1 pseudogene is annotated in these 477 nt (G+C 40.9%); it reads right to left on the bottom strand.

The features are described 5' to 3' along the window. Positions 1-477, bottom strand: a pseudogene (locus ACHRV5_RS22415) (hypothetical protein); the annotation flags it as partial.

Genomic DNA, 477 nt, shown 5'->3' with positions numbered 1-477 from the left:
AAGCACCGCTTACTTTTACAATGTTTGTGACATCAGTATCACAAGCGTCAGTAGCTACTGGGAATTGCGCTTGAGCATTAGCTAAAGCTGTTGCATCACTACATTGAACCGTAGTATTTAATGTTCCGGCTTGTGTTGACCAAGTAGGAGCAGTAGTGTCTTCGATAGTAATGATTTGCGTGAAAATAGCAGAAGTATTTCCGCAATCATCATTAACCGTCCAAGTATTAGTATAGGTTCCGGCGTTAGCACAACCTTGAGAAGCTACAAAAGCACCGCTTACTTTTACAATGTTTGTGACATCAGTATCACAAGCATCAGTAGCTACTGGGAATTGCGCTTGAGCATTTGCCAAAGCTGTTGCATCACTACATTGAACCGTTGTATTTAATGTTCCGGCTTGAGTAGACCAAGTAGGAGCAGTAGTATCTTCGATAGTAATGATTTGAGTGAAAATAGCAGAAGTATTTCCGCAAT

Origin of the sequence: Flavobacterium sp. FlaQc-52, assembly GCF_044007495.1 — a bacterium.
In the GTDB taxonomy this organism is placed as follows: domain Bacteria; phylum Bacteroidota; class Bacteroidia; order Flavobacteriales; family Flavobacteriaceae; genus Flavobacterium; species Flavobacterium cupriresistens.
The sequence above is the reverse complement of the archived record's forward strand: the minus strand, read 5'-3'. Positions and strand labels throughout refer to the sequence as shown.